This window comes from Algoriphagus persicinus (assembly GCF_035156415.1).
Taxonomy (GTDB): domain Bacteria; phylum Bacteroidota; class Bacteroidia; order Cytophagales; family Cyclobacteriaceae; genus Algoriphagus; species Algoriphagus persicinus.
The window spans coordinates 59,978-85,018 of sequence record NZ_JAYEEY010000011.1; the positions used below are offsets into that span (position 1 = coordinate 59,978).

Below are 25,041 nucleotides of genomic sequence, written 5' to 3' on the forward strand. Positions count from 1 at the left end.
AAACCCTGTTTTTAGAAAATTCTGCTTAAAGCCCCAATTTTTTGAAGCTAACAGGCAGTTCGACCTTTGTGCATAGAATTCTGGTAAAACCGGGATAGGGCATTTGATAAGATGAGTAAATAAGTAAAATATTTGATGAAGCATACAAAAAATATGCTTAAAGTTTCAGTGAAAAATCAGGTGGTTTTTATATCACGGTTATGTAATATATGTGAGAAACCCAACAATTTAGCACATCTAAAACCTATTGATTTTTAGGCTAGTGAATAAAAAATGATTAGTTTCCATTATCTGTCAAAGACAGATGAAAAGCCGTATGATCACAACCAATCTTGAATTTCAATAATGAGCAAATTGAAGTATTTACTAGTTTTGTGCATTTTCATTCTTTTTACAGGTTGCTCGCAAGCTCCAAAATCAGGCATCAATTCCATAGAAATTCCAAGAACAATTGATTCAAATTTGCACTTATCAGATATAGCTAAGTCCGTAAATTTAGTGCAGATGGAGACTAAAAACGGGGCTTACTTAACATCCATTTTAGAGGTAAAACTTTTTAACGGAAATTTACTTGTTCGTGATACGAGCGGGAGTGTACGGATCTTTGATTCCAAAGGTAATTTTATTGGAAAATTAGGAGTTAGAGGAGAAGGCCCTGGTGAATATAGTAGCGCATATTCGATTGAAATTGATCAAGGATTGGGTTTAATTTATTTAGGCGGAGTTCGGAAGCTGTTAGTATATGACAAGAATTATGAATTCTTAAAAGAGAAGAAGTTTTCTGATTTTATCACTTATATAAGTATAGTTGATCAAAAGCCTATAATTATTACCGGCAGAGATTGGATTCCTGTTGAAGGTGGGTATTCCAACCAAACTATATTGTTTGAATTGAACCGTGAGCTCGATATTACTGACAGTATTCTTTTTAGAAATACAATACTTAAAAAAGCTAATGGAATTAGATATACTAGTAAGCACTTTTTAAGCAATACTTTTGATGGTACATTTTTGTACGCTCCAGTACTGACACAAGAAAATATATTGAGAGATACCCTTTATAAATTTGAGGGAGATTCGTTAATCCCATTTGTAAAGCTTGATTTTGAAGAACCTCATTTTGATGAGAATGGCGAGAAGGCGGTTGATATCTATAATATTATGCATTCTTCTTCTTACATAATTTGTGAATACGCTCGGAATAAGGATAAGAAGTTGTTTATATACAGCAAGAAGGAGTCCAAGGGTTATAACCTTGAAGTTGGAATATTGGATGAAGATGATCAACCGGTAGTTCTAAGGCCCCTGGATTTAGAAAATGATATTTTTTATTATATCAAAGAGGAAGAGTTTCAAAACACGGGGGTTGAGGAATTAAATCCCGCAATCGGAATAGTTAAACTGAGGTAAATAATGCTTTCCAAAGATAAATTGAATCAAACTCAATTTAACTATCCCAAATAACTATTCAACAGTAACACTTTCCGAAATCGGAACAGAAGTTTGATCTGAAGGAGATGCCTCGTAGGCGTATTCCCTATAAACTTCCCCATCAGCAAAAACTCGAATTGTTGCAGTTAAAACCTCAAAAGGTTCATCCGGCTCCCTATCCAAAGGAACAGCATTGAACACAAAACCCAGGCTATGGATTGGAACTGAAGATGTTGCAGATAGTCTAGAAGACTCTGGTTCGAAAGACAAGGTATAGGTATTCCCTTGTTCGACCACCTGAGTCCAATCCAAATCACTTGGCTCTCCCAACATTGGAGCAACAAAAGTTGAAGTTTCTGCCAGCATACTATGCACAGAAAAGGTCACCAGATACTTGGAATAGTCTCCTCTCATTTCAATATCGATGGTAACGTCTTTTTCCACCAATTTGGGTTCGTCATCTTCGGAGGAACAGGCGAGAGTTAAACTGACAAAAGCAATTTGAAATAGGTATTTCAGTTTTTTCATTGTGGAATTGGTTTAGTTCAAAAATTTGGATTTTAGAATGGCGATCCATTAAATATAGCAAAACCATATTATTTGGGCTTATTCCAAAAGACTTGATTTAGCTGGTAAAATGACTCTACCCCTTTCTGTTTTGGCTTATAAGTCCGTACAGTTTGCAATACACCCTGTGAAATACAATAGGTCCGAAGCGAAAAGGTGAATATTGATTCAGCTGAAGTCCTATCTGTCTTTTTGTTTTTCATCTGAACAAGACTATCAGACAAAACATAAGAACAGTCTCGGTCCTGGATAAGATCCTGAATCTTACAATCCATCACCCGTCCCAAAATCGATGTACTGAAGACCGTATTGATCTTGGCTTTTTTAGGCAGATTTTTAAAAGCCTGTTTCAATAGTTTATGATCAAAATCAGCCCCAATGACCGCAAAACCTGCATCTTCAAAAGAAATTCTTGCATGGTATTGATTGGCAAAGCAGATCAATGATGCATAGGAATCCGATACAAAAACCGAGCGAACATTCTCCGAAAGGTTAATAGCAGAAATACCATGAGAAGCCTTCTTACTTCGGTGAAGACTCAGAATTTCGCTATCGATCAACTCCCCCTGTTTATCAAAAAAATCAAAGATGATCTGCCCTTTTTCATTTTGAGAAGCATGTTTTGAAAAAAGGCGTTGAATATCTTTTTCAACACCTTTGAATGTCAAAACATCAAATTTCTCTTTCAAAATCATTGCTTTGCTCATCCGAGCGTTTTCTTGGATTTCTACCCTCTTCGGTATCGATGCTGTTTAGCCGCTTGATTTTATGGATATCAAAATCGTCCCTAACTTCTTTGGAAAGAGTCTGATCAGCAGAAATTTTGGAATATTCTTCCTTGATATTGCTTAAATCATGTACTGCATCCTTGTCCTTTGAATTTCTGGCGATCCTTCGTTCTACTTGTTTCTGAACTTCTTTAATAGCTTGGAGATACCCTTTGCTATAAGCTTTATCCTCCTGACTTTCCTTTCCTAGCATTTTTTTAATTCCTGTGATCAACAGATAAGATAATCCTCCATCCATCATCACCGAAAGGACTAATCCTGCCTTATTGGATCTGATTCCCTTGGGAGAGGATGGGGAGAGCTGAAATTCCGTACCGTCGGCCAGCTGTACTTTGTCCCCTTCTTTGTATTTCTTCTTTTGCTGTGGATTTAGTTCCTCCCCATTGACTCGATGAGGGGATTTGATATCTCTGGGGTTATAGGAAAGAAATTGTTTGGTGCGTTGATCGTACTCGATGATTTCCGACTGAATATTTCCTTCCTGGTCAACATAGCTTTTCTTGATGTTGGCCAATTCCTTTTTGACTAGCTGGTTCCGTTCAACTTCACTCAAATCGGGATGACTCTTTGGCTCTTTATAGACCGGATCTATCCTCAAGGCAGGATTCCCGTCCTCTCCCCTCACTATGGAAAGTCTAGCGGGTAATTTATCGATGTGGATGTCCTTCCCCTTCAAATCAGACAGTTCCACTATATCAGTCATTTTTCCGTTTTTCAAGGCATTGATTTCTTTTTCTGGAATGGTGAATTTCCCGTCTTTGACGACTCCGAAAATCTCCAAGTCATTCATCGGTAAGTTGTTTTGGCTCTTCATATTGTTGTGGTTATTGTTTTGATAAATAAGTGATTAATTCTTCTTTGGTAGAAACCTTGGATATCATCTGAATAAACAGGACTGGATTAATGTAGTCCTTACCATTTTTGATTGACAAATGAAGATGATCCCCAGCGGCCCTTCCCGTGCTTCCAGAAATTCCGAGCACCGATCCAGGCAAAACATATTCTTCGGGAGAAACCAAGACTTGGGAAATATGCCCGTAAATCGACACATATTTCCCGTGTTGGACTTTGATGAAATTTCCCAAAAGCGGATCATTCCCCACCGAAACAACTTTGCCGTGCAAAATGGAATAGATGGTTGAGCGATTGGTTTTCAAATCGATTCCCCGATGGAATGTCTGTTCTCTGGAAAATGGATCTGAACGGTAACCGTACTTCGAAGTCATGAAAAAATCTTCCAAAGGAGGTGAAGCAAGTAAAACCTCCCTCTCCTTTTTTGTAGACTGGATCAGCTGAGACAAGAGCCTTAAATCAAGCCCGACGAGTTTTGACGGGGAGGCTGGTTGCTGGATCACAGTCACCAATGGCAGTTCCTTTTGAAATTCAATGGAATTGAATTGCGGGAATGCCACCTGAGCGACAAAAAGAAAAAGAATGGATAATGGTGTCCTCTTCATGATGAAAGTGATTTAATCTGCGGATACCATTTCTCTGTGCTTTTCAATGATCTCGGTGACCTGTCGATGGATTTTTTCAAAGTGTTTGGTTAGGATCTCTTCCTTTTTCCCTTTGAAGTCATAGTATTTTGGGGTAGATCGATAGGAATTTTCTTCTTGTTTGATCTCCTTCATGTCGAGATTAACCCGACAATGGACATTGGATGTTTTGTACTTCCCATCGAACTCGGTTCCCTCAGTTGCAATTATCCCTGCAATCTCCCCTGTATGCATGGAAGCTATTTTTCCAGCAGGAATGAGTGGTTCGTATTTTTCGCTGTAAGACACGGAAGTTCTATCACGGTCAATGGACACACTTTGACCTAACTGTTTTCGTTTGCCAAACATCATTTCCAACCATGACAAGGTATCCTTGTGCCGGACTGAGCCAGAAAGAACATTTCCTATTACCGAAGTCATTGTCGAAGCAGTCTCTTTTCCCTGTAATTGGTTTAACTGTGGGAGTTCCTGAAGTCCCAGCAAAACTGCCACCTTATTACTTCGAGCGGTGGAAATCAAGTTTTCAATTTTATGTATATAAAAAGTTGGTGCTTCGTCCGCAATCAGGGCTGTTGGCAGATTTCCCTTGGTATTGATTAGCTTAGTCAGTCTGTTGATGATCACTGAATAACAGGTTCCCGTGATGCTCTGAGTTTCCGTGCTATTAGCAAGTACTAGAATAGAAGGAGAATTGGGATCTGAGATTTTGAGGTCAAAATCATCCCCACTGAATACCCAAGCGGTTTCTTTTGTATTGAGTCTGGAAAGGAAAATTTTTAAGGTACCGACCTGCCCTTCCAGCTGCTTATAAACCTTCTTTTCATAGGCACTGCGGAATGGAGACACCATTGATCTGAGTTCCGGATATTTAGTCAAACAGTTAAAAATATCCTCATAGTCCCTGTTTAGAAAATCGAGTACATGAGCAAAAGTTGAATATTCTCCATCTTTGTACCTGGACACGAAGAAGATACAGGCAGAAAGGAAGTTGATAGCCGACTGTTCGAAAAACTTGTCTGCGCCTCCCGATGAATCTGATTTTTGAAGGGACAGAAATATGGCCTCTGCCGTTTCAGAGGCATTGGCTACCGTTTTCAGATATCTTCTATTGAGCGGGTTGATTCTTCTGGAATATTCCACCTCGTCCAGATTAATCACATGGAATTTGAAATTCGGATTCTTCTTTTTGTCCTGCGATTTAAGATAATAGAAATAGGCGATCTGCGCCAAATCGGGAAATTTAAAATCATATAGGCACATGGTAAAACCCTTACCGATCATCTGACGGATAAAGGGATTGATTACCCCAAAGGACTTACCGGAACCTGGGGTTCCGATCACCAAAGTACCCCTGAAAGGATTCACCAAATTGATCCATCCTTTTCGGACTTTCCCTTTGTAATAGAATTTCATGGGAATATTGACCGAATAGGGATTTTCCACTTTTTTTCTATCCTGCAAGAAAGATTCTCCCTCGATATTCCATTCATCCTTGCCCAATCCTGATTTGATCATTTTGGACACATTGTCCAAAGAGGTATGAATGAGTACTGCTCCCAGGAAAGTGCTCAGTATATAGCCCAAATTTTCAATGGAAGTATAATCGATCACCAGAAAGGAATTTTCGAAGGTGTAGATATAGACAGAACCAAAGAACAGGATCAGGCCGATGGCCAAGGGAAAAATGATCTGGTTTTTCGGATTTAGATCCAGGTTCTTTTTGGAGGCGGTGCCGATGGCCGAAAGAGCTATAGCTATCAAAATGGCTATTTTCCCGACCAACACATTGTTGTAGATTCTCAGGCTCAGAAGTTTATTAAAAAGGGGAATAAGATGCTTTCCTACCTCTTCCGAGGCCATCAGCTGGGGAGCATAGACAAACATCAGAATGTCTATAAAAACCATCAGGTAAACGATGAATTGGAATGTCTCGTGAAGGCTCTTTAATTCTCTTTTCTCATTCATGGCGAAAACTTAATTGAGTGGAAATCTTACACCTCCAAATGCTATGAACCTCCATCTTTTGGAGGGTGGTACCCATAGCAAAACTTGATTTTTGCTCCCGATAAAAAGGTCAATGCGTGTCTTTAAAGTCTGTGAAAGTTCAAACCCTGCATGGGGTGCGGCAATGAACCTTTCAAAATCGGATCCTATGGAACCTCCGAACAATAGCCGAATGGCTGAATTGGCGGATCTGACAAGAATGGGCTTGATTCCAAACCCAGCCAAAACGGTGTGGTAGTTGTTTTCGTTGTCACTCTGGAAGTCGGCAAAAATCTCATTCTGTGCATTGTATTTGGTACTGTAGTCAAAGGAAAATCCCATAAAGGCAATTTTTCTGACTCCATATCCTCCTTTGAAGCTTAGAAACAGATTGCCGTTCTGAGCATGGGCAGAACAAACCAACAGGAAAAGCGGAAGTAAGATTAACCCCTTTTTCATGTGTTTATATTTTGCTTTTCTATGGCCACATAGCATGTCCCGTCCCGGTAACTATCGGGATTGATTCGGGAGAATCTCGCATTACGGATAATCATTCCTCTGTGTGACACTTTCGTCATGCTCGATTTCACAGCGTGTCTGCGTTTAAGAGATCGGAGTATTTGACCTGCAAGGTGAATGTCCTTCCGCTAATCTGGGATTCCGCCAATTCGATGGTAAACACCTTAGAATTGGGAAAAGTGATTTTTTTGAACGCATAGATATTTCGGTATTTCTTTTCAAAGTTATCAGGAGTGAACAGCTGGTATTCAGGTTCTATTTCGATGGATTGTACATTGGTAGCCTTGGTGATTTTCTTGTCCTCGATTTTGAATCTCAGCTGGTCTAGGTCGAACTTTAGGTTTGTCTTGTTTCGGAAGGATATGTCCAAAAAGATATAATCATCGACCGTATAGATGTTGTTGACCTGACCAGTGATCCCATACTGGGTGCTTCGGATGGTGTTTTTCTTCTTTTTACACTTGAAAGCCTCGATTGAAAAATAGCGAAGCTCCTGGTCGCTCATAGGAATCTCCCCAACCTCTAGAGGACTGGTATTAATAGGCAGAATTTCAATTTGGGTCTTTAGCTGGCGCTCGTCATGCGCATACCATAAATCATATTGGGCGATAAACTTTTGTCCGATGATGGTTACTACCCCGAGGGACTTGTTGAATCCGTTCAAGTCAGAAGCACTGTCACGTACAGCTTTCAACCGAAACACATTCTCTAATGGGATATCCCCGATCATATTATTGGTGGAAATATCGACGTACTGGATAGGTTCAGGAGAAAGGAAATGAAGAGAAATATCCTCGTCAATGTAGATCTTGGGAAGCTGGCTTTTCAATAGTGTTCCGCTCTGCTGGGCATAGCTCGAAATCGATATAGCCCAAAGGATAAAAGTTATTATTTTTAGGTTCATAGTAAATCAGTTTTGGTTTTGTATCAACTTTTTGTTTTTCTGCAGTTCGTTAGGATCTATCAGATAGACAGAAGTTCCATACTTGATATTGGCCTTGTTCTTTTTGATGGTTTTGGAAACGGCTTGCGAGGTTGAGGTAAACATTTTTTGCAGGGCTGACATATATAACTGGCTCATTGCATCTGAATTTTGTTGCATTGTCAGATTCATTCCCCCGGTGGTATTGCCTCCGAGTTCCTTTGAAAATTCCCTGAAAGCACTGGCCGGAACGTATAACCCTTCCATTCCATCCACGTCGTAAATCGACAGTTCAATGGGATAGATCTTGTCACCCATCATCACGGAAGAAATGGTTAGTTTCACCCGTTGAGCTTCATATCCAGAAATGAGGGCATAGAGATAGGTTCCCTTGCTGACAATGGCGTTACCGATTAGGATATCGTCCAAAAGTCGTATCCTCAATCTGGCTCCCAGTGTCCCGTTTTTGATATCCTGATCAATGATCGCCTCAATAAACTTTCCTTTTTTTTCTCTGGTGACGGTATTGAACAGGGTAGCCGTCCCGTTGGACTTGTGAACTCGGTAAATCTCCCTTTCAGTTTTTTGTTGGGTAGTTTCAGTCTCTTTAACCGTTTGATGTTGTTCTTGATAGACTGGGTCATTCGCTTTGGATATCGAGTCTATCACGGCCATTTGCGCTTTGAAAAGATCCATTGGGTCTTCATATTTGTTGGATGGTGTTGGCGTTTTATTTCCCTCCAATTGATTGATGGCCTTTAACAATTCTTCATCCTCTTTGGAATAGCTCTGTTGCCTGGGAATCGATTGGGTAACCGGAGGAACTGTATTGGATGCGTTGGCAGAACCTGAATAGAATCCTGAGTTTTTTAAGGCGTTGTCAATGGAATCCAATAACCTTTTTTCCTCTTCATTATAAAGGCTTTTGATCTGACTGGATTCCTCAACATCCAATTCCAGTCCCTTAATGGCGGTGTATCCATCATTTGCCCTTTTGTAAGTTTCTCTGGAAGCGTCCATTTTGGAATCGATCTTTTTGTTCTGAATCTGTTCGGAAGCCTTACCTACCTGCGACTGAATGCCACTGACTCCCTGTAAAGATTCTGTAGCGCTTTCCTTGCTGAATGATTTATAGCCGTAAAACAGCAAGCACAAAAACGGAAGCATGATAATAGGCAAAATGTATTTCGGCTGTTTGAAGTCAATTTTCATCTTCTTTAGATTTGTTGTTGAAGTATTGCAATTGCTCGATTGCTTTTTCTAGGTATATGGAATCTTCCTCGGAAATGGGTTCTTGGGATAAGATCCTTTCAATCTCTGCCTTTAGCTCGACCATTTTCCCCGCTTTTAATGATAGGTTCTGCAAGGCTGAAAATTCACCGATAAATCCTACTGGGATAGCATCAAGTTCTTTTTTGAAGTTTTCAGATTGATTGCTAAAGCCCGGTTTGAGCACAAAAAACGTCAGGATAAAAGAGACTACGATCAGTAGGATCATGATGCAAAAAATAATTTTTGCATGGCAATCCATAAAGGCTTTAGCCTTACTATCAGCTATCTCGATGTGGGGGGAGAACTCTTTTTTGAGTTCTTGGAATACGGTAGTATTCTTCTCCCTAGAAGGTATTTTTCGAAACATTGGAGAGGTCTTTATTTTCTATAGTTTTCCAATTGGTGATCAATACCCCGTGGCTGTTGTTCTCACTTCTTGGGATATCGATCAATTCCCCTTCAGTAATGATCGACCTTGTGATGGTAGCACTTCTGCGGTCGATCTTTTGCTTTCCGTAATAGTGGAACCTGTTTTGGTCAATCACAATGGAATCCGTTTGGATGGAAAGGACTGAACTTGAAGAAAGGATGGAATTGAAATAGCCTTTCTCTTTCAAGTTGTTGTATTGCCCAACCCCAGTTTCATCAACAAAGTACATGGCCTTACCCATCTGGTATTCGATATGTTTATCGTCGGGCGTAAGATTGAAAAAGAGGCTATGGAACAAATCCACGGCAGCTTTGTACTCCGCTGGCCTGTTCATTTGCATATTGGTCTGCTTCGCCAAAATGGGAATGTCATTATCTAGGATATAGATGGATTGCCTGGCGTTTGCTACCTGTTGGTAGGCATATGCTGAGACAAAACCGCAAATGATGATGGAAGTCAGAAAACTCCCCAAGGAAAGAAAGGTAGCCAACCTGATTTTCGATTCAATGTTTTTGATGATCATGGTTAGATTAGTTTAGCTCTGGAAATGGATTTGGTAGCCGAAGAACTCATTCTTCCTGCGGTTGATGCTGCTGAGGAAATGCCCGAAGTAGAAATGATCCATGTGGAGATAGAAGGCACAGTCATTATAGCAATAGCACTTACAATGAAAGCGACTATTACGAGTCCGAAACTCAGGAATCCATTGGAGGCCAACCAAGCCATTTTTTCCAGCCTGTCCGCCCCGCCTCCAGTAAATAGCAGGTATTCGTATTTGTCGATTTCTACTTCCAAGGCATATTGTTGAAGTCTTCCGGTGATGTATAGAATCAGAAAAGCAACTCCTACATATAGATTGACTGAAACAAACCGAGCGATCCAAGTGGTGAAAGCATCTCGAAAAGCAGGAAGAATACTCGCCACGACCGAGAATGGGCCAAGTATTACCAGCACTGTAGAATAAATAATCTGGATCATGAAAATGATATAGACACAAACCCTAAGAATCCATATTGCCAACAATTCTATAATCTGGGTGGCAAGCACTTGGATACTAGTTTGCATCCTTATTCGCATTTGCATGATAGGCCCAAGGACTTGATCTGAGAAAAAACCCTTCACACCGTCCACAATCACGGTTCCCAAATCCTCATCTGCTTCCTGAGCTTGGTCGGATGCCATTTCAGTAACTGCCTGAAATTCGACCAGCTGGTCGGCCATTTCCACCATATAGGCTGCACGGTCTAGCCGTAAAGCATTATTTGTGTCGTTCTGAGTTCCGAAAAGCGCTTCTGTTCTGGCCGCAACCAAATCAGTAGGAAAAGCGATGATCTGGCAGAAAACAGGCCACCACATGAGCAGAATAACTAATCCGAAGGGTCTTAAAAGAGGCATGATTTCAAGTTTCTTGTCACCTGCCATCATTTCGTAACATTTCAGACTAAAAAAAATCAGCATGAAAATACAAGCCAAAGTTTGTGCGTCTCTGATAAAAGGATCAGAATGGGCAAAACCATAATCCCTCATTTCCTCAAAAAAGGTCATTACCCCTCTGTCGTAAATACTGTTTCCCTGCAAATAGCTGATTGTCTCTTTGTATTCGTCATGGTTGACGGACTGTCCAAATCCAGTGAGAGACAATCCAAGAAAAATCGATAGTCCAATGATTAGCTTTTTCATTGCAAGACTTGGGTTTTGTTAGCAATTCTCTTCGCTCTGCCCACTTCATCCTGTGGATCTGAAAGGGTGATGTCCCCGTTTATTAGCCGATTGTTTAGCTTTCGGAAGGCAAGCATATTGGAGGACATATCCAGTTTGTATTGCCATTTTTTCAGGATATCCCTCATGTCGAGCATGATTCTGTGGTACATCAATATTCGCTGACCTCTTTCCATATTTAAGGTCTTAGCAAAGTTGTATCTCTCCGAAAGTGAAGCCATGTTGTTGGTATACCATTGGTAGGCTCCATGATCTGTCATATAGGAAACTACCTTTGGTGAAATTCCCTGAAAAGCATTGGAACCAGGATCTTCCAAAAGTTTGAGTTCCTTTTTATAATAGAATTGGTAAAGAGGATCTGTTGCCGAAAGTGCACCTGAAATGCGAGCAATTTCAGCATTCGCCAAGTTCTTAATCGTATCTGAATGCTGTTTATAGTAGTTGGAAGAAATCTGCATTGCGGCCGCAAAACCCAATCTTTGGGTCTGTTCCCCTGTGGGGGACAAAGGTCTTCTATCCAAATCTGGATAATTGGGATGCAATGCCCAGGTTAAATACCAGATGGCATTGGTCGGAATCCCCAGCAGTCTCTTCGGTTCTGGATAAAATTTATCTTCATCCCATTGTTTAAAGACCATTCTTTCCTGTTGGGCTACAATTGCCTTATCATTAATAAGGGTCTGCCCATAAATGGAAGCACTTATAAAAAAGAGGATCGAGAACGCTAGTAAGGGTTTCATTGGGTTAGGATTTTCTGTTTGATGATTATTTCATTGATCAATCCCAAATTCTTGTTGATATAGGATTGGTACGGATTGAGGGATCTAATTACTCCATTGGTCTTTGCCCAATAGATGCTGTTCCTCGCTGATAATACCAAGGCTAGAATTACTTGTAATTCCTTCTGAACTGTATTAAGAAGTTCGTCCCTGACATTATAATTAATCAAAAGATTATCGCCTTCTTTGAGGATCAGGCTCGAAACTTCAGTTGCAAGCTTGATGCTTCTGGTTTTGGCCTGTGCGGTATATTCTTCGGTAAAGAGGAAAAGGACTGGATTGTCGGAAGCTAATTTGAATGCTTCTGCTGAAATCGAACTGATGTCTAGGACGGTTTCGGCAATCATTTTTACCTGAATTGCATCTTTAAATCCTTCATTTACTTGAGTCAGAGAGTTGACGATCATCGTCTGAACCATAGCCAAGCTAGATGAATTGACAATGATGTCATCGGTGTTCTGTTTGATGATATCCAACGTTTGGTGATAGCCTATTTCGCTTACATTTCTCATAGCGGCGTTGGCATTGACAATCATAAAATGGTTCTTGTCAAACACCATTGTTTGCGAGTAGGCCTGAACAACCATGAAAAACAGCAAAAAGAAAATGAGCTTTTTCATTGTGTGAGGGTTTTGGAATTTTGAATGATTTCTTCCACCAAGGCCATTTCAGTTGCCACATAATCGAGATAAGGATTGACTCCTAGCTTCCTTTCCAAATGGTATTGCAGAGTTTTGGAAGCTGTAAGGGAAATCCCGTTGATTTCTCTCAGCTCGTCAATGATGTGCTGGAAAAGAATCCGCCTTTCCGAGACTTTCATTTGGTTGACCACCCCGATACTTGCCGAAAGGCCTAACAGGTAGTTCAAAAGGGAGTAGGATCTATCGACGAAAATCTTTTCTGTCTCGATTGCGAAAAGCAGCAGTGTCGGATCTTCTCTGCAGTAGTAGACGATCTGCTGTTGGTTGTCTATAATTGAGTTAACCAAGGGTTGTGCTGTGCTCCCTATGCCGATGGCATCTATGACGATGGAAAATTTGGCAAATCGTTCCTGTACGGTTCGGTATTTTTTCTTGACCGAATTGACCAGGCTATTATTTACCTCTTCATTGACTGCATTCTTTCCTTGATTTGCTTTCGCCTCCTTTTGAAGGCTGTATTCAGATTTAGATTCTTCGACCAGCTGGTGGAGAAGTGCAACGTTCACCTGCGCAACACCAACTCCTATGTTTGCGAAAATGACAATGAAAAGACAACAAAATGCTTTCATAATTATAGCGTTTTGGCTTTTCTGGCGATATCCTGAGCAAGCTGGATATCTACGTTGATGTATCCCTGAAAGGGATTCAAAGCCTTGACAAATCCCTTCATCTGAGCAAAGTACATTGCACGATACATACCATAGGTGTAGGATCTCAGGATCACCATTTCAGTCAAAACCTGGTTGATCAACTTGGACCTTTCTCCTGCGTCCATGAGGTTCGTTTCTCCTCCCTTCAAAACAAAAGAACTGACCTCCAAAGCCAAGGAAGTAGCCCGTTGCTGAAACATGGTGGCATTTCTTTCGGCAAACAGAAGCAATGCTGGGTTTTCCCCAGCTAAGTCCGTAACCTCGTTTAGATCTCCCGAAATGGCCGTTGCCATTCTTGCTATTTCCTGCACGTTAGAAAGGTTGGTCAGAATGGAGCTTACTTCCGAAAGTCCCTTATAGATTTTGTCCTGCATCGTATTGACAATGGTCAGGTTTCCCGTTATCGCCAACTGACCCCGTTCGATCAGAGTCAACCTTTCATTGGTCGCCCTCAGCTGGGAATTGATAACGGCAGAGTGGGCGGCTGTGGCACCTGAAACGGCAACGTCCACATATACGGCCTGTCCAAAGGACGATCCCGACAGGGTAAGTAATAAGAGTGATAGGAAGCATTTCATAATAGCGTAGGTTATTAAGTGGAAATCAGTGTTTCTCTTAAGGGGCTCTCGTGTTTGTTTACCTCTCCAAAAAAGCCGTGTAGAGAAAGATTGGAGGACTCAAAATCCTCGACAAAAGCATCCAGTCCGTTGTGGTAGTCTCCAAAAGCATGGGTATAGATTTCTACAGCTGATTTTTCAGGTTTTTCCGTGGTATAGGTGAGGTATTGGTGTAAGGACACTTCTACCCCATATACTTCTCCCGTAGATCCACGTCTTATATAAACTTCCTTGAACCTTCCCCTTCCCTCCTGGTTGTTCAGTTGGTTTATGGTGAAGATCTTTTTCCGCTCAGTCTCATTGATAGAAAGTAGGGAAGCTATCTGGGAATAGTTATCCTTAAATTTGGTCTGATCTAACAGGCAAATCGTATCGGAATTGTTGATTATACTATCCTTGACTACTGCGTTTCCAATGATATCCCCAAGCTCCTGAGTCACTACGATAGCCTCACCCCAGAATTTTCGGACTGTCTTATAGAGATAAAGGATATATCCCGCCATGAGCGGGGAGGCTATGGCTTTCCATGCCTCTTCGATTATTAATGCTTTACGGTATTTGGTTCGGAACCTCATTTTCTGGATGAAAACATCCATAATTATGAGCGTTACAATCGGGAAAAGCACCTTGTGTTCCTTGATGCTATCTATTTCAAAGACCACAAAGGATTCGGTAAACAGGGATTGGTCTACCTCTTCATTAAGAAGGTTTTCAAATTCTCCTCCCCTATAAAATTTCTTGAGTACAAACCGAAATTCATCCAGTTCAAAACCGATTTTCTCACGCGCTATGATGTCTGGGATCTTTTCAAGAGCAAAGTCATAAAAGCTATTGAAGCAAAGCCTGGCTATTTTTCCATCGTTGGAAAAGAAAGAGGAATAGTAACCTGAAATGGTATTGGATATTACGTCTGCCTCTACCTGGGAAACTAAACCTTCAGATGTTTTCCAAAGCAGGGAAACAAGAGTTAGGAGATAGTCTTTCTTCTCGATGTTGTATTCCTCCTCCTTGATGGCAAAGGGATTAGTCGTAATAGGATTTTCCTCTGTATAGGTAATGTATTTACCATTGTAATATTGGCACAAACCCGAATAGGAATGCCCAGTATCTACGATTACCACGTCCATAAGCCACTTGGGATCAGGCCGTTTATTCCACATGCAGTATTGCTCGATCAAGGCATTCATAAAGAATGATTTCCCAGAACCAGAAGGGCCAAGCACGAATTTGTTTCTATTGTTAATCCGGTTGGTTTCCATTGGCAAATCAGCTGGATCTATTTTCAGCGGAATTCCCTGCCTATCAGTGAAACGAATCTGAAAACCGCTTTTTTCGTCTTTGTTCAGTGACTCTTTTAAGAAAAAACACAAAGCAGCATCTGAGGTGGTTAGAAAATAATCGTAAACTTTCAACTCTGCAGTATTGCAGGGAAGCAGAGTCCTGAAAAGTTCGAGTTGATTATAGGAGTTTTTGTTGGCGACGATCCCTTGCTGGAACAAGGAAGATTCCACATAATTACAAGCGGTTTGGATATGTTCTTTCTGAGCCGAAACGACCACGTTAAAGTGACAGTTGACCAAAAGTTGATTGTGTCTTGCTACATCATCCAAAAGCCTGTCAATATCCTCGACACACATATCGTTAACCGGATCAGGCATTCCAGAATGCCTTTTCCGCTTCAATTCAAGTTTTGTGTGGATTGGTCTCTGCTCTATAATCTCAATGACCTGGTTATAAATTACAGTTTGGAAGTTGGGGACATCAAACAGAAAACCCATGTTATCTACAGGAAAGCCTTTGAGGGTATCCTTGTCGTTTCTCTCCAAATGGGTAGTAATGTTTTCAGGAATTTCCACTTTGTCCGTGTCAACTAACGTAATCGAACGAAAAGCCCTGTCTCCACTTTCCACTTGGGTTTCTTCTGATAGCAAGTTGTCCAACACGATCCTTTCTTCATGAAAGTTCATGCTGAGAATTCTTCTTACATAACGGTCGGTTTCAATCCTGTTAAGAGCTTCAGCCTTGATTCCTGAGCGTGTGAATACATCAGATATCTTTCCGAGCGTCTTGATAAAGTCATTCACTGACTTTCCATTGTATTTGCCTTTTGCTCTTTTGGTGATCACCAAAAATGTATTTAGCGAGGTATATTGCCGACCTTGGAAATGCTCGTCATACTTTTGCTGTAGGTATTCCTTTGAGTTATTTTCACTATAAATGCTTCTTGAAAAAATATCTTGTTTTTGGATCAAATGTCCCTCACCGAGTATATTGATTACATTGGTGTACAGTTGGTGAAATGAATCATATTTGGATGAATCCGCCGAATATTGCAAAACAGGATTATCCAGCTTCAGAATAATCCCAAAATCACCCTTTTGATTGAATAGACAATGAAAACCATTGATCTCATTTTCAATACCTATATAGGGCAGTTTAAACTCATTCCTTTTTTTCTTAAACATGATTTTTTGATTTTAAGGATGTAGCGATCTGAAAGATTCCTACATACCTTGTTTTGGTATGCAGCCCTTTTTTTTGTTGCCGAGATGTGATGAAAAGGCCTGTTACCATTACCGAAATGGTGATTACGCCGCCTAGAACCATGCTTGACAAACTTCCAATTAGACCTCCCAACACGACACCGATCACCAAGGAAGCGACTCCCCATCCGATAAATTTTCCTTGAAAGCCACGATAAATAAGGGGTTTTTGAAGCCCCTTATAAATTGGAAATTGTTTTGCCATCAGACTCCGAAAAATGCTTTGATGATCACACTCACCAACACCATGAAAAGGCAGGAACCGCCCCATCCCATTAGCTCTTTGTTGATGTCCTGATCTCCCGAGTTCCACTTGATGTAAACTCTTACCCCTCCGATGATCCCGACCACCGCACCTATCACCAGACAAAGGCTTGCCACGGGATCTACATAAGTAAGAAGTGAGGATTCGGCTGCTGTGATACCTTGAACACCTTGGGCTCTTGCTGATATTGTTGCAAGACTCATTATAAATGCGCTGGCGATGATTTTTTTAGTTCTGTAGAACATGGCTTTATTAATTTTAGTAAGAAAATAATTGATTATATATGGTTGATTTGATAGTTCTTAGGTTAGCGGGACCCCGAAAAGTCCGCTGAGGAAAATACCCATGGTTGCAAGGAAAAGACAGGCACCGAACCAGCTGATTACCTGAACATCTATGTGATGCCTGCCCATCTGCCAATTGTTATACACCCTAAGACCTCCCAACAATCCAGAGACCGCACCAACTACAAAGGACAGTCGAGAAATAGCCACATAGAATTTTCTCATATCTGTCTCCACCTCCTGAAATTCTGCTACCCCAGGAGGAGACTGGCCAAATGATTCAGCTTCCGACAAAAAGAGAAAGAGAAGCAAAAACCCGCTGACGACCAGAGAATGAAGGAATCTCATGAGAACACTACTTTCTTTTTCATTTCAATTGTGCCTTCCTTGGCGAGCACAAACAAGGAATTGAGATTCGTCACACCTCCCGAGGATTTGATGGGATTAAATTCATTGATTTCGATTACCTCCGAATCATCCTCGCTGTTGACCAATTCTTCGGAAGCGGAAGTCGATACAGCTAGGTTCTCTAATCTGACAGGTTCAGGATCATTGTCTTCAATGATCGTAGGCCTATCGTCAAACTCCGTGAGGTCGGTCTGAAAGGAGTAGGAATCCCCTGCCTTGGTTTCTGTATTGGGAGATTTCCGCAAAACATCAATCACCACATTTATTGCATAGTACACCACATATAAGAGGCTTAAGTATAAGAAGAAGTCTATCCAGGTCATGGCTATAATTTTTTAAGTGATTGTTTGATTTCATTGATCCGTTCAGGATTTTTTTCCAAAAATTCCCAGCACAAAAAATTCACAAAGGAGGTTACATCAACTCTAAACATGGGATTCAGAAGTTTCAAGACTTCTTCCGTCCTTGCATCCATTCGGATCAACCTTTTGGAATCACCCTCTATTTCAAAATTCCTCATGTTTTCCAAAAGATTATTTATATCTGAGCTTGCCTTTTTATCAGGTGATTTTTCTAGATGTTCTGTTACTTCTACAGTTTCTTTTTCATGCAGTACCTTATCTCCTCGAACACCATTTAAGAGCTTGTTTATGTAGTCTCCGTTTCCCATGAGGATTCTTCTTTTATATAGTCATCGAATATTTTATTGAAAATCGGATCTAGGATAGGCACCAAGGATTCCGGGGTATAGGAGGTAGTAAGTCTTTGGAAATCAATCCTATCTGTCACTGGGGAAGTCAGCTCCCCAAACTGGCCTAGTGCTTGGTTGACGCTTTCCAGTGTCTCGTATTTGACTGATGATTTGACCCTGTTAGGTATCAGGATGATCCGGCTTGCTGGATTCAGCTTTTTGACCACATAGCAAAATTCAAAAGTGCTAGTCACGCTATATTCATCATAGCAGAATGGGCAAATAATCAATTCGGACTCCTTGAACACCTGAACCAGATTATCGTCGTCCATCTTCCCAGCGAGGTCTATGACCGTGAGTTGTAAAGGATCGTTTTTTGATCTTTTTTGAATTGATTTAAATCCAGTAATATTAGATAGTTCAACCTCATAAAGCTTTTCATTTTCCAGCTGATCAGAATTGAGGTATTTGTTGTACAAAGACTGCTGAAAGTCCATGTCAAAGACCTTAACCTTTCTCTTCCTTTTCTGAGCTGCGAAATTCGAAAACAGCACCGCTAGTGTGCTTTTTCCAACCCCTCCTTTTTGGTTTGCGAATAGAATTATCATGGATCTATTTTATCTAGTGATTTCATTATCCGCTTTTCGTTTTTTGTTTCTTCTCCTGCCATGGGTTGCTTCATCGTCAACATCATTTGCGATATTGAGCGTAGGGACCAGATCAAACATCAAAGGGTTCTGGTCTTGTATATGACCTTCTGTTTCCTGGAAGTATTCCCTTAAAGCCAATTGCTGTTCAGGAGGAAGAATGTCCTTGGTCGGTAAATCTCCCTGAGAAGTTTTCAAGCAGGGATTTCCGCTCCTGTTATCAATCTTTAATGAATGGTGATCCAAGCCTTCTCGGATAGTCGAAAAATCATTAAGAGCGGATTGGAGCTTTACTTTTGCACCAATCAAATCAAGAGGTTTTGATTCGCTAGATTTCTTGGATTGATAAGATTTCCCTTCTCCTTCCTGCTCAAAAAAGCGCTTCATGGAAAACACCTCACTCCCTTTAAACACGATCTTGTTTGCGTTGTCTATAAGGGAATAGCCATAAGGTTGTTTCCCATCCTTGCCGTGAAATATCAGCTGAACTCCAAATTTGTCTTTGATGAATTCCCCAAGATCTGAGCTATACCCTATATGTTTTTTCTTTATTCCGTTCGTTGATGGTTCAAACAGCGGAACAGGATTAGTTTGATAGACTTTGAAATACTTGTCCAAAATCGCCTTCAACTGGTTCACTCGTAACTTATCTAATTCATAGGTCTGTATCTTTCGGTTGATTTCAGATAATGAAAACTGACCTTGCACGGAACCGTACTTGATCAAATCCAAATGATCTCCCTTTTCCCTAACCTTGTAGCCCAGAGACTCCAAAATCATAAGCCCTTGCGCCCGAGTACTGAAGCGGAATTCTCTTAGCGTATCTGCAGCCTTGTCTGCCTCATGCTTAGGATTCATTCTCATGATCTCATTGATTGCTTCCTGCGCTCTCAATTTTTCGAAAGAATCGCTGATCTTTTTGCCTTCTTTATCAATCCTTGATGAAATAATGTGGACATGGTTGTTTGCAGTATCCTTGTGAAAAACGATCAGGAAAGGATTGTTTCCATATCCCATTTTATCCGCCCATTCATGGGCGATGTCTGTGAGTTGCTCTTTAGTATATTCCCTACCCTTGCAACTGATCATGGCATGAAATTGCTTATCCTTGACAATGGCGTTTCTGTTAGAGTGGGCAATCAGAAAGTTTTTCACCTCATTAGGGCCCACTTCCTTGGTGTCTTGGAGGTAGCCAAAATTTCGGAACCTGGTCAGTTCTCCTTTTTCATTCTGGGTTTTATTCGTGTTGTAGGTCACCCCATTAAATGAACTTGTACTGGATAGAATTTTAGCTCTCATTTGATTGCCTGATATATTTGTTTCAAAAACTTGTTCATGAAGTCACGGTATTCAAGATGCTTTGCCATCAGCATCGTATGATCCTGAAAGACCTTTAAAGAAATCTTGTCTCTATAGGTATTGGCATGCTTTGCCAATTGGTTGATATTATTGTTCACCCTAGCCTGTTCGGAGACTACCTTATCGATTGCATTTAGAATTCCTTTCGTGTCAATGATCTTGATTTGATCGTCGCTTAGTTTTATCCTGATCAATTGACTCAAAGACACACCAAGTGACCTGCTTTCATCCTTCAATCGGGTATAGTCATCTGGCTTTAACCTGACAGATACCCAAGAGAGATTTTCCCTTTTGTCTTTCATGGCTACATGTTACTGGGAGTAAAGAATCTGATTCCCTAGGTGAAAAAAAATACCTAGAACTGCGTAAAAACCATATATAGGCATATATGCGTAAATGGATATCCATATACGCACATATACTTACCTGAAAGGTTTATCCTCTCTAAAATGTATTATGAATAAGAGTTTAGTGAGTTAATCAACTCAACCCTGTTTTTGGTGTCCGATTTTCGATAAATCGATTGAAGGTGTTTAGTTACGGTTCTTTCCGAAATAAAAAGTACTTCAGCAACTTCCTTGCTGGTCAAGCCTTGGGAAACCTGCTCCGCAACTTCGGATTCTCTTTTTGTTAGTCCCGTTTTTGTACACCATAGTGTGAATAATCCCTCTGTGCTAAGGTCCTTTTGAAGATCAAACTGCCTCAACTTTTCAAAAGCCTTTCTGTTTTCGAAGATCATCTTACGAATGAACAAAAAAGTAATGATGATAAAGCCCACATTGGTACATAATACTTCTACAAATTGAGAAGCATCCACGTAGCTAAAAAAAGGAAGCAATACCCAGGGAACAGCTGCAGAATAGGTGAGTATTGCTTCCAGCGAATGTTGATATCCTTTGAATTTTTTTCTGATACTTAGAAAAATTATTATGATAAGATAGATCGCATAAAGCAGAGGGATTGCCAATCCGTACCAAACGATTGTAGGTAAATCATCCAACAATGGAAGCCCTAGGCAAAAGAAAAGGAAGAATGGAACTATTAAGAATATCCAAACACCAATCCGTGCATTCCACCTCAAATCATCCAGTTCGAAAACCCGATAAAAATAGTAAGGAAAATATGCACCCATGACAAACCCAGATCCATAGGCCAAGTTGATCTGAAACTTCAATGAAAGGGAAAGTTCTGGATCTGGGAACAATCCGCCAGCTATGTTATAGATGATTAACAGAGCCAAAAGGATCAAGTAATATTTGCGATTTTTATCAGAGGGATTTTGTAGATAGAAAACCAACTGCGACACAAAAAATAGCACCTCACATACGACAAAAATAAATGTCGCTAGGTGCATTTCAGTTCCAAACACTGTCATAGCGAATCCTTTCTATAGAAGTAAAACGAGAAACCAAATTGATTGGAAGAAGCATAGACTGAAAATCCGAAATTCTCATACCATCTAAAATTACGTTCGGTTGAAGTCTCCAAGCAGACCGGAAGGTTCTTTTCCTTTGCCAACTGTAGAACAGATTTAAAAAGCTTAGACCCCTCACCTTTACCTTGGTCTTCCGGCTGGACACCAATAAACCATAAATAAAGAAACTGCTCCTTGGGCTGGACTTCTTCAATGCTCGATTCCCTTTTCAGCACTTTTGATATTCTAGGTATGCCTATACCTCGGATGGCAAGTTTCAAATCCCAGATCCATAAACTTAAAGGCTTTCTCTTTTGCTCAGAATACTTAATAAGGACGCAAGCTTTTCCTGAATCGGAGATATAAACCTCACCGTTTTCTAAACAGTTTTCCAAACTGTATTCCATCAAAACCTCTCTTCTTTTAGCTGAGGTTCCGACTACAAAATCAACTGATTTATTTCCTTTAAAAGATTTGACTAATATGTTTATGATGTTTTTTCTATCCTGTTCTATGAATTTTCTCATGATTCAGTTTATTAAAATTTAACCGAGTTGCGAGGTTAAATGCCTCCATTTTGAATGATTCTGAAAAGAATCTCAAATGGCAAGTGCGTGTTTGTGAAAAAAATTCGGCAGAATTTGTGTCACAAATACACAACTTGCATGGAACACGCAAACGTTTCTCCATCCTAATTTTCATTTTCTATTACCGTAAAAAATGAATAGATAAAGCTTCAACGATCGCTTGGCTAACCAAGTATTCAAAAACCCGAAAAGATGATTAAAGTCTTAAGCAAAAAACACTCCTGAATAACTCATAACATTGATATCCAGATATATTCATATCCAAATATATCAATATCTAGATATTCCCATATCTATATGTCCACATATAGACATACAACTACTGCATATATAGAAACACCAATAAACACATATCTAAATACATTTATAAGTATATATTTGTGATGAATCATCTCTTATAACAGCAGAAGGAAATAAGATAGGCTTCGTACTCTTCCTAAGAAATCGAAGCATGATCAGTTTTTTTTGTAATCACCCTAAATAGGTAATTAGTAAAAGGCTGGCGGACTATTCCGTTTGAATATATCCATATATACAAATATATGGTTTTGCGATATTTTAAAAAATATTTATAGTTTTAAGATTAGAGTAAGATGCATATAACTCAAAATCAGCGCTTAAAAATTATAAGGAAATTCATGAAAGTAACCCAAGTTGATTTTGGGCTTTCCTTAGGTTTGACGCAGGCTGGTTATTCAGACATTGAACGAGGCAAAAACAACGTTTCCCGAAAGATCAAGATCTTGCTGAAAAAGGAGCATAATATTAACCTGAGTTGGCTGGAAAACGGTGAAGGAGAAATGTTTACTACTTCCATTAAAGACAATGAAGTTGACTCAAATCAGTTTGCCAACGAACAAAATCTATTCGAAAAGCTTCAAATAGAAATTGACCGACTTCAAAATGAGAATAAACGTCTTACAGCAGAAAACAATTTTTACAGTGATCTAGTGAAATCAAAGAACCGGATCATCGCAAATCTGGAGGCTCAACTGAATAAAAAATAAATACATTTTTATATAAATACATTTTTACGCAAATAGGTATTTTCATATCTTTGGGTAAAACTCCAAAGCCATGCAAACAATCTCCATCATGAACCATAAAGGAGGAACAGGCAAAACCACCTCCTCCATAAACATCGGTGCCGGACTTGCAAGAAAAGGATTTAAAGTCTTGTTACTGGATATAGATTCACAAGCAAATTTGACCGAGGGATTGGGAATCGTTGATCCAGAAATATCCGTTTATGACTCGATCAGGGAAAACAAAGCTCTCCCCATTCTCAACATCAGCGAGAATCTGGACCTGGTTCCATCTTCTATTGATCTGTTGGGTGCTGAAATGGAAATTGTATCCAAAATTGGAAGAGAGCAAATCATCAACAAATTGCTAAAACCTGTCCGTGAAAATTATGATTATATCATAATAGACTGTCCCCCATCTGTAGGACTTTTGACAGTAAATGCAATGGTAGCAAGTGATACCATCCTCTTGCCACTTCAAGGAGAATACTTCGCTTACAAAGGAGTTGATCGACTGCTGGGGATAGTGCAGGAAGTGCGGGATAACCTAAACGAAAAACTGGAAATTGGAGGTGTTTTCATCACCCAAATCAATCCCAATAGAATCTTGACCAAAACCATCGTTGAAAAGTTAACCGAGGACCTAAAGGACAAAGTGTTTGAAACCAAAATTAGGATCAACGTAGCATTGGCCGAAGCACAGCTGCAGAGACAAAGCATATTTGACTATGCACCAGACTCGAACGGAGCTAAGGATTATGAACTGCTGGTCAATGAAATTTTAAGCAAGTTAAACTGATAAAAATATGGCAAAGAAACTAAATGATCCTAGCAAGGGAAATAAAAACCTTGGCACCAAACAAAGAGGCCTCGGCATGCTGATCAACCCTGAATCTGAGATACAACAAAAAGAAAAATCATCAAGCAAAGAGTTTGACACAGAAGATGTGAAAATCTATTCCCTACGAATTCCGACTGACATGTTCGATAAGCTGAAATACGAAATAGGCAGAGAAACCAAAGCTTCCATGAGAGATATGATCTTGACTGCGGTAGCTAAGTATTATGGCATCTAGGAATAAAAAGCTTATTGTTTTAAATGGCACTAACGGTAAAGTTCATTAGGAGCAAAACACTCAAATGCAGCCATTCAGCACACATAATACTTATACAATGTTGGCGTTCATTGTATTTCGTTCTATTAGTTCAAGAGATGAGAAAGCCATGCTCTATGTCAATATTTGGCTTGTGTATTGTCCGATGTGACTTGACAATGTGCATGGCTTAGGCTTTGGTATTTAGCACGTAACCAAACGCTTTTTCCAAAGTTTTTTCTCCGATTCCTTTGTAATTCGCAAGCGAAATCATTGAGGTGGTTTCCCCATTTTGAATTACTTCTGTTATCCTTCTTGAGTATTGCGGTTGTATTCCAGTTTCTTCCTTGACTTGGTTTTCGTTTAATGACAGCCACTTTTCCTTGAAGGAGGCAAACAAGTCGTCCTTGGCGTTAGGATCGTAGTCGTATATCTCAATATCTATTTTACATTTTTCCAAATATTGCTTCATTAGGCTTTTGATTTCATTTGTAGCCAATCCTCCATTATGAGTGCCAAGTAATGGAAAAGCGATAGAAGTGACACCTTTTTCTTCGTAGGTTGATACAAACTTTTGTAAGCCTTGCTCAATCCACTCAATTTTGCTTGGGTATTTCCAATGGAATTTAGTTGGAAAATTCAAAATCCAAGGTGCATTTTCTTGTTTTGTATAAATCCAAAGCGAACCCGTTCTAATGAGCTTGTTTTGGCAATGTTCTTTATACTCTTTGTACATATTGGGGTATCGCAATTTATAAACCAATGCTATCCCTTTTCCCATTACGCCAACGCAATTCACTGTATTTACAACGGTTTGACATTTTGAGTTAAAAATATTCCCTTTTATATA

General features: G+C 40.0%; 32 protein-coding genes. 4 read left to right on the forward strand and 28 right to left on the reverse strand.

What is annotated here, in order from left to right; all coding sequences use genetic code 11:
- The first annotated feature begins 345 nt into the window (after window positions 1-345).
- Window positions 346-1,410 (forward strand): 6-bladed beta-propeller, encoded by a 1,065-nt coding sequence (locus U3A58_RS10240; protein WP_323823328.1) that lies wholly within the window; start codon window positions 346-348, stop codon window positions 1,408-1,410.
- A 54-nt stretch (window positions 1,411-1,464) separates the two neighbouring features.
- On the opposite strand, the gene U3A58_RS10245 is transcribed toward U3A58_RS10240, so the two are convergent.
- The 27 genes from U3A58_RS10245 to U3A58_RS10375 all read right to left on the reverse strand — a co-directional run bounded on the left by U3A58_RS10245 (window position 1,465) and on the right by U3A58_RS10375 (window position 22,012).
- Window positions 1,465-1,959, reverse strand: coding sequence for a hypothetical protein (locus tag U3A58_RS10245; RefSeq protein ID WP_323823329.1), 495 nt, complete (start codon window positions 1,957-1,959; stop codon window positions 1,465-1,467).
- 68 nt (window positions 1,960-2,027) lie between these two features.
- Window positions 2,028-2,705, reverse strand: coding sequence for a hypothetical protein (locus U3A58_RS10250; protein ID WP_323823330.1), 678 nt, complete (start codon window positions 2,703-2,705; stop codon window positions 2,028-2,030).
- Complete coding sequence (locus U3A58_RS10255; protein ID WP_323823331.1) at window positions 2,671-3,600, reverse strand: DUF4099 domain-containing protein; 930 nt, start codon at window positions 3,598-3,600, stop codon at window positions 2,671-2,673. The genes U3A58_RS10250 and U3A58_RS10255 overlap by 35 nt, the downstream gene beginning before the upstream one ends.
- A 10-nt stretch (window positions 3,601-3,610) precedes the next feature.
- Entirely contained in the window at window positions 3,611-4,243 is a 633-nt protein-coding gene (locus U3A58_RS10260; protein WP_323823332.1) for a M23 family metallopeptidase, read from the reverse strand.
- 12 nt (window positions 4,244-4,255) lie between these two features.
- Complete coding sequence (locus U3A58_RS10265) at window positions 4,256-6,247, reverse strand: type IV secretory system conjugative DNA transfer family protein (RefSeq protein ID WP_323823333.1); 1,992 nt, start codon at window positions 6,245-6,247, stop codon at window positions 4,256-4,258.
- A 9-nt stretch (window positions 6,248-6,256) separates the two neighbouring features.
- The gene (locus U3A58_RS10270; RefSeq protein WP_323823334.1) at window positions 6,257-6,724 is read right to left on the reverse strand and encodes a hypothetical protein; all 468 of its coding nucleotides are present in this window, start codon (window positions 6,722-6,724) and stop codon (window positions 6,257-6,259) included.
- The gene (locus U3A58_RS10275; protein WP_323823335.1) at window positions 6,721-6,855 is read right to left on the reverse strand and encodes a hypothetical protein; all 135 of its coding nucleotides are present in this window, start codon (window positions 6,853-6,855) and stop codon (window positions 6,721-6,723) included. Before U3A58_RS10275 ends, U3A58_RS10270 begins: the two co-directional genes overlap by 4 nt.
- The gene (traN, locus tag U3A58_RS10280; RefSeq protein ID WP_323823336.1) at window positions 6,852-7,688 is read right to left on the reverse strand and encodes a conjugative transposon protein TraN; all 837 of its coding nucleotides are present in this window, start codon (window positions 7,686-7,688) and stop codon (window positions 6,852-6,854) included. Before traN ends, U3A58_RS10275 begins: the two co-directional genes overlap by 4 nt.
- 6 nt (window positions 7,689-7,694) lie before the next feature.
- Entirely contained in the window at window positions 7,695-8,918 is a 1,224-nt protein-coding gene (traM, locus tag U3A58_RS10285; protein WP_323823337.1) for a conjugative transposon protein TraM, read from the reverse strand.
- Entirely contained in the window at window positions 8,908-9,345 is a 438-nt protein-coding gene (locus U3A58_RS10290; protein ID WP_323823338.1) for a hypothetical protein, read from the reverse strand. The genes traM and U3A58_RS10290 overlap by 11 nt, the downstream gene beginning before the upstream one ends.
- Window positions 9,323-9,931: a conjugative transposon protein TraK gene (gene traK, locus U3A58_RS10295; protein ID WP_323823339.1), complete on the reverse strand. Its 609-nt coding sequence runs from the start codon at window positions 9,929-9,931 to the stop codon at window positions 9,323-9,325. Before traK ends, U3A58_RS10290 begins: the two co-directional genes overlap by 23 nt.
- Window positions 9,932-9,933: 2 nt before the next feature.
- Window positions 9,934-11,088: a plasmid transfer protein gene (locus U3A58_RS10300; RefSeq protein ID WP_323823340.1), complete on the reverse strand. Its 1,155-nt coding sequence runs from the start codon at window positions 11,086-11,088 to the stop codon at window positions 9,934-9,936.
- Window positions 11,085-11,867, reverse strand: a complete 783-nt coding sequence (locus U3A58_RS10305) for a hypothetical protein (RefSeq protein ID WP_323823341.1) — start codon at window positions 11,865-11,867, stop codon at window positions 11,085-11,087. The genes U3A58_RS10300 and U3A58_RS10305 overlap by 4 nt, the downstream gene beginning before the upstream one ends.
- Window positions 11,864-12,526, reverse strand: a complete 663-nt coding sequence (locus tag U3A58_RS10310) for a hypothetical protein (RefSeq protein WP_323823342.1) — start codon at window positions 12,524-12,526, stop codon at window positions 11,864-11,866. The genes U3A58_RS10305 and U3A58_RS10310 overlap by 4 nt, the downstream gene beginning before the upstream one ends.
- On the reverse strand, window positions 12,523-13,176 hold the full coding sequence (locus tag U3A58_RS10315) for a hypothetical protein (RefSeq protein ID WP_323823343.1): 654 nt from the start codon (window positions 13,174-13,176) through the stop codon (window positions 12,523-12,525). The genes U3A58_RS10310 and U3A58_RS10315 overlap by 4 nt, the downstream gene beginning before the upstream one ends.
- A gap of 2 nt (window positions 13,177-13,178) precedes the next feature.
- Window positions 13,179-13,835: a hypothetical protein gene (locus U3A58_RS10320; protein ID WP_323823344.1), complete on the reverse strand. Its 657-nt coding sequence runs from the start codon at window positions 13,833-13,835 to the stop codon at window positions 13,179-13,181.
- 14 nt (window positions 13,836-13,849) lie between these two features.
- Window positions 13,850-16,339 (reverse strand): TraG family conjugative transposon ATPase, encoded by a 2,490-nt coding sequence (locus tag U3A58_RS10325; RefSeq protein WP_323823345.1) that lies wholly within the window; start codon window positions 16,337-16,339, stop codon window positions 13,850-13,852.
- Complete coding sequence (locus U3A58_RS10330) at window positions 16,332-16,622, reverse strand: DUF4133 domain-containing protein (protein WP_323823346.1); 291 nt, start codon at window positions 16,620-16,622, stop codon at window positions 16,332-16,334. The genes U3A58_RS10325 and U3A58_RS10330 overlap by 8 nt, the downstream gene beginning before the upstream one ends.
- Entirely contained in the window at window positions 16,622-16,927 is a 306-nt protein-coding gene (locus U3A58_RS10335) for a DUF4134 domain-containing protein (RefSeq protein ID WP_323823347.1), read from the reverse strand. The genes U3A58_RS10330 and U3A58_RS10335 overlap by 1 nt, the downstream gene beginning before the upstream one ends.
- Window positions 16,928-16,984: 57 nt before the next feature.
- Entirely contained in the window at window positions 16,985-17,314 is a 330-nt protein-coding gene (locus U3A58_RS10340; RefSeq protein ID WP_323823348.1) for a DUF4134 family protein, read from the reverse strand.
- Window positions 17,311-17,697 (reverse strand): hypothetical protein, encoded by a 387-nt coding sequence (locus U3A58_RS10345; protein ID WP_323823349.1) that lies wholly within the window; start codon window positions 17,695-17,697, stop codon window positions 17,311-17,313. Before U3A58_RS10345 ends, U3A58_RS10340 begins: the two co-directional genes overlap by 4 nt.
- Window positions 17,698-17,699: 2 nt before the next feature.
- The gene (locus U3A58_RS10350) at window positions 17,700-18,044 is read right to left on the reverse strand and encodes a hypothetical protein (RefSeq protein WP_323823350.1); all 345 of its coding nucleotides are present in this window, start codon (window positions 18,042-18,044) and stop codon (window positions 17,700-17,702) included.
- Entirely contained in the window at window positions 18,023-18,673 is a 651-nt protein-coding gene (locus U3A58_RS10355) for a ParA family protein (RefSeq protein WP_323823351.1), read from the reverse strand. The genes U3A58_RS10350 and U3A58_RS10355 overlap by 22 nt, the downstream gene beginning before the upstream one ends.
- A gap of 9 nt (window positions 18,674-18,682) precedes the next feature.
- The gene (locus U3A58_RS10360) at window positions 18,683-20,011 is read right to left on the reverse strand and encodes a relaxase/mobilization nuclease domain-containing protein (RefSeq protein ID WP_323823352.1); all 1,329 of its coding nucleotides are present in this window, start codon (window positions 20,009-20,011) and stop codon (window positions 18,683-18,685) included.
- On the reverse strand, window positions 20,008-20,373 hold the full coding sequence (locus tag U3A58_RS10365; protein ID WP_323823353.1) for a plasmid mobilization protein: 366 nt from the start codon (window positions 20,371-20,373) through the stop codon (window positions 20,008-20,010). Before U3A58_RS10365 ends, U3A58_RS10360 begins: the two co-directional genes overlap by 4 nt.
- Window positions 20,374-20,525: 152 nt before the next feature.
- Window positions 20,526-21,446 (reverse strand): response regulator transcription factor, encoded by a 921-nt coding sequence (locus U3A58_RS10370; RefSeq protein WP_323823354.1) that lies wholly within the window; start codon window positions 21,444-21,446, stop codon window positions 20,526-20,528.
- A complete protein-coding gene (locus U3A58_RS10375; RefSeq protein WP_323823355.1) occupies window positions 21,443-22,012 on the reverse strand; it encodes a GNAT family N-acetyltransferase in 570 nt (189 codons plus the stop codon). The genes U3A58_RS10370 and U3A58_RS10375 overlap by 4 nt, the downstream gene beginning before the upstream one ends.
- A gap of 698 nt (window positions 22,013-22,710) precedes the next feature.
- On the opposite strand from U3A58_RS10375, the gene U3A58_RS10380 reads away from it, so the two are divergent.
- The 3 genes from U3A58_RS10380 to U3A58_RS10390 all read left to right on the forward strand — a co-directional run bounded on the left by U3A58_RS10380 (window position 22,711) and on the right by U3A58_RS10390 (window position 24,173).
- On the forward strand, window positions 22,711-23,079 hold the full coding sequence (locus U3A58_RS10380) for a helix-turn-helix transcriptional regulator (RefSeq protein ID WP_323823356.1): 369 nt from the start codon (window positions 22,711-22,713) through the stop codon (window positions 23,077-23,079).
- 70 nt (window positions 23,080-23,149) lie between these two features.
- Window positions 23,150-23,896: a ParA family protein gene (locus tag U3A58_RS10385; RefSeq protein WP_323823357.1), complete on the forward strand. Its 747-nt coding sequence runs from the start codon at window positions 23,150-23,152 to the stop codon at window positions 23,894-23,896.
- A gap of 7 nt (window positions 23,897-23,903) precedes the next feature.
- Entirely contained in the window at window positions 23,904-24,173 is a 270-nt protein-coding gene (locus tag U3A58_RS10390; RefSeq protein WP_323823358.1) for a hypothetical protein, read from the forward strand.
- A gap of 208 nt (window positions 24,174-24,381) precedes the next feature.
- Here U3A58_RS10390 and U3A58_RS10395 read toward each other — a convergent pair whose 3' ends face one another.
- The gene (locus U3A58_RS10395) at window positions 24,382-24,990 is read right to left on the reverse strand and encodes a macro domain-containing protein (RefSeq protein WP_323823359.1); all 609 of its coding nucleotides are present in this window, start codon (window positions 24,988-24,990) and stop codon (window positions 24,382-24,384) included.
- Window positions 24,991-25,041 lie beyond the last annotated feature (51 nt).

What these genes read in the sequence shown, in the direction of transcription:
- U3A58_RS10245 (WP_323823329.1), bottom strand. Translation starts at nt 1,959, where the DNA reads ATGAAAAAACTGAAATACCTATTTCAAATTGCTTTTGTCAGTTTAACT.
- U3A58_RS10290 (WP_323823338.1), bottom strand. Translation starts at nt 9,345, where the DNA reads ATGTTTCGAAAAATACCTTCTAGGGAGAAGAATACTACCGTATTCCAA.
- U3A58_RS10365 (WP_323823353.1), bottom strand. Translation starts at nt 20,373, where the DNA reads ATGAAAGACAAAAGGGAAAATCTCTCTTGGGTATCTGTCAGGTTAAAG.
- U3A58_RS10335 (WP_323823347.1), bottom strand. Translation starts at nt 16,927, where the DNA reads ATGTTCTACAGAACTAAAAAAATCATCGCCAGCGCATTTATAATGAGT.
- U3A58_RS10270 (WP_323823334.1), bottom strand. Translation starts at nt 6,724, where the DNA reads ATGAAAAAGGGGTTAATCTTACTTCCGCTTTTCCTGTTGGTTTGTTCT.
- U3A58_RS10265 (WP_323823333.1), bottom strand. Translation starts at nt 6,247, where the DNA reads ATGAATGAGAAAAGAGAATTAAAGAGCCTTCACGAGACATTCCAATTC.
- U3A58_RS10260 (WP_323823332.1), bottom strand. Translation starts at nt 4,243, where the DNA reads ATGAAGAGGACACCATTATCCATTCTTTTTCTTTTTGTCGCTCAGGTG.
- U3A58_RS10305 (WP_323823341.1), bottom strand. Translation starts at nt 11,867, where the DNA reads ATGAAACCCTTACTAGCGTTCTCGATCCTCTTTTTTATAAGTGCTTCC.
- traM (WP_323823337.1), bottom strand. Translation starts at nt 8,918, where the DNA reads ATGAAAATTGACTTCAAACAGCCGAAATACATTTTGCCTATTATCATG.
- traN (WP_323823336.1), bottom strand. Translation starts at nt 7,688, where the DNA reads ATGAACCTAAAAATAATAACTTTTATCCTTTGGGCTATATCGATTTCG.
- U3A58_RS10320 (WP_323823344.1), bottom strand. Translation starts at nt 13,835, where the DNA reads ATGAAATGCTTCCTATCACTCTTATTACTTACCCTGTCGGGATCGTCC.
- U3A58_RS10350 (WP_323823350.1), bottom strand. Translation starts at nt 18,044, where the DNA reads ATGGGAAACGGAGACTACATAAACAAGCTCTTAAATGGTGTTCGAGGA.
- U3A58_RS10340 (WP_323823348.1), bottom strand. Translation starts at nt 17,314, where the DNA reads ATGAGATTCCTTCATTCTCTGGTCGTCAGCGGGTTTTTGCTTCTCTTT.
- U3A58_RS10360 (WP_323823352.1), bottom strand. Translation starts at nt 20,011, where the DNA reads ATGAGAGCTAAAATTCTATCCAGTACAAGTTCATTTAATGGGGTGACC.
- U3A58_RS10240 (WP_323823328.1), top strand. Translation starts at nt 346, where the DNA reads ATGAGCAAATTGAAGTATTTACTAGTTTTGTGCATTTTCATTCTTTTT.
- U3A58_RS10370 (WP_323823354.1), bottom strand. Translation starts at nt 21,446, where the DNA reads ATGACAGTGTTTGGAACTGAAATGCACCTAGCGACATTTATTTTTGTC.
- U3A58_RS10330 (WP_323823346.1), bottom strand. Translation starts at nt 16,622, where the DNA reads ATGGCAAAACAATTTCCAATTTATAAGGGGCTTCAAAAACCCCTTATT.
- U3A58_RS10310 (WP_323823342.1), bottom strand. Translation starts at nt 12,526, where the DNA reads ATGAAAAAGCTCATTTTCTTTTTGCTGTTTTTCATGGTTGTTCAGGCC.
- U3A58_RS10300 (WP_323823340.1), bottom strand. Translation starts at nt 11,088, where the DNA reads ATGAAAAAGCTAATCATTGGACTATCGATTTTTCTTGGATTGTCTCTC.
- U3A58_RS10315 (WP_323823343.1), bottom strand. Translation starts at nt 13,176, where the DNA reads ATGAAAGCATTTTGTTGTCTTTTCATTGTCATTTTCGCAAACATAGGA.
- U3A58_RS10390 (WP_323823358.1), top strand. Translation starts at nt 23,904, where the DNA reads ATGGCAAAGAAACTAAATGATCCTAGCAAGGGAAATAAAAACCTTGGC.
- U3A58_RS10325 (WP_323823345.1), bottom strand. Translation starts at nt 16,339, where the DNA reads ATGTTTAAGAAAAAAAGGAATGAGTTTAAACTGCCCTATATAGGTATT.
- U3A58_RS10375 (WP_323823355.1), bottom strand. Translation starts at nt 22,012, where the DNA reads ATGAGAAAATTCATAGAACAGGATAGAAAAAACATCATAAACATATTA.
- U3A58_RS10355 (WP_323823351.1), bottom strand. Translation starts at nt 18,673, where the DNA reads ATGATAATTCTATTCGCAAACCAAAAAGGAGGGGTTGGAAAAAGCACA.
- U3A58_RS10380 (WP_323823356.1), top strand. Translation starts at nt 22,711, where the DNA reads ATGAAAGTAACCCAAGTTGATTTTGGGCTTTCCTTAGGTTTGACGCAG.
- U3A58_RS10385 (WP_323823357.1), top strand. Translation starts at nt 23,150, where the DNA reads ATGCAAACAATCTCCATCATGAACCATAAAGGAGGAACAGGCAAAACC.
- U3A58_RS10345 (WP_323823349.1), bottom strand. Translation starts at nt 17,697, where the DNA reads ATGACCTGGATAGACTTCTTCTTATACTTAAGCCTCTTATATGTGGTG.
- U3A58_RS10250 (WP_323823330.1), bottom strand. Translation starts at nt 2,705, where the DNA reads ATGAGCAAAGCAATGATTTTGAAAGAGAAATTTGATGTTTTGACATTC.
- traK (WP_323823339.1), bottom strand. Translation starts at nt 9,931, where the DNA reads ATGATCATCAAAAACATTGAATCGAAAATCAGGTTGGCTACCTTTCTT.
- U3A58_RS10255 (WP_323823331.1), bottom strand. Translation starts at nt 3,600, where the DNA reads ATGAAGAGCCAAAACAACTTACCGATGAATGACTTGGAGATTTTCGGA.